Origin of the sequence: Tsukamurella soli, assembly GCF_039541155.1 — a bacterium.
GTDB lineage: Bacteria > Actinomycetota > Actinomycetes > Mycobacteriales > Mycobacteriaceae > Tsukamurella > Tsukamurella soli.
On record NZ_BAABFR010000236.1, the window covers coordinates 1 to 1,380 of the forward strand.

At 69.5% G+C, this 1,380-nt stretch carries 1 protein-coding gene; it reads right to left on the reverse strand.

Annotated features, from left to right (window positions below; translation table 11 throughout):
• Window positions 1-6: 6 nt before the first annotated feature.
• Window positions 7-1,311, reverse strand: a complete 1,305-nt coding sequence (locus tag ABD908_RS27325; RefSeq protein ID WP_345002048.1) for an ISL3 family transposase — start codon at window positions 1,309-1,311, stop codon at window positions 7-9.
• Window positions 1,312-1,380 lie beyond the last annotated feature (69 nt).

The following is a 1,380-nucleotide window of genomic DNA, read 5'->3' on the forward strand; positions in this document are numbered from 1 at the left end:
GGCTCTTCACAATCCGGGGTGTAGTCGCGGTCGGAAGCCGCCGGCTTCCAGCAGTGATCGTGCGATGTAGTGGGTGAGGTTGCGGAACCCGAGGGCGGAGCCGCGCAGGTGCTCGAGTCTGCCGTTGATGGCTTCGGTGGGGCCGTTGCTGGTGCCGGGCCGGTCGAAGTAGGCGAGCACGTCCGCGGCCCGGTTGGTCAGCGTCCGGCCGAGGGTGATCACCTCGATGAGCGCCGCGGGGACGCCATGGCCGATGGTGGTGATCAGCTCGGCCATCAGCGTCCGTCCGGTGGCCCGGTCAGGCGTCCGGTAGGCCTGCACCGCCTGCTGGTAGACGGTCCATGCGGCTTCGACCTCGGCGTACTCGTCGACCGCGAACACCGCCTCCAGACGCTGCTTCTGCCGGTCGGTGAGCAGATCGATACCGGTGTGCAGGGTCCGGCGGGCCCGGTAGAGCGGGTCGGTCGTGCGCCCGCGATGCCCGTGCACGTCCTGCTGCACGCGGCGGCGGCACCGGTCCAACGCGTCACCGGCCAAGCGGACGACGTGAAACGGATCCATCACCGTCTGTGCTTGCGGGAGTTCTTCCGCGGCAGCGGTTTTGAATCCGGTGAACCCGTCCATCGCCACCACCTCCACCCGATCCCGCCACGCCTGCTCCCGGTCGGCCAGCCAGGACTTGAAGGCCTGCTTGGAGCGGCCCTCGACCATGTCCAGCAGCCGAGCAGGGCCGGTCCCGTCGCGGATGCCGGTCAGGTCGATGATCACGGTCACGTACTTCTCGCCGCGGCGGGTGTGCCGCCACACGTGCTCGTCCACCCCGATCACCGTGACACCGTCGAACCGGCCCGGGTCGTCGATCAGCATCCGCTTGCCTTCGGCGAGGACGGCGTCGTTGGCGGTGTTCCATGCGACGCCCAGGGCATCGGCGATCCGGGCGACGGTCAGATGCTGTGTGACCAGCGCTTCGAGTGCCCACCGCAGGCCGCGGCGGGACAGGCGGGCGCGTGGTTCAGCCGCTGCGGTGGTGTCCTGGCGCCACACCCGGCCGCAGTCGGAGCACCGGTAGCGGCGGACAGTGATCAGCAGGGTCGTCGGACGCCACCCGAACGGCTCGTGAGCGAGCCTGCGCACCACCGTATCCCGCGGGACACCCTCCCCGCCGCAGCCACATACCCGGTCGCACGCCGTCACCCGGCACGCCAACACCGCCCGGTCCGGTTCCAGGCGCTGGCCGGTCACCTCCAAACCGAGCTCATCGAGACGGCAGAAAGTGGTCAAGTCCGGGCGAGCGAAGGTAGCGTCAGGCACGTCGAGGTCCTTCGGGGAAGAGCGTGTAGGAACCTCAATCCTGCGAGGACCTCGACCCTCACCCCGGCA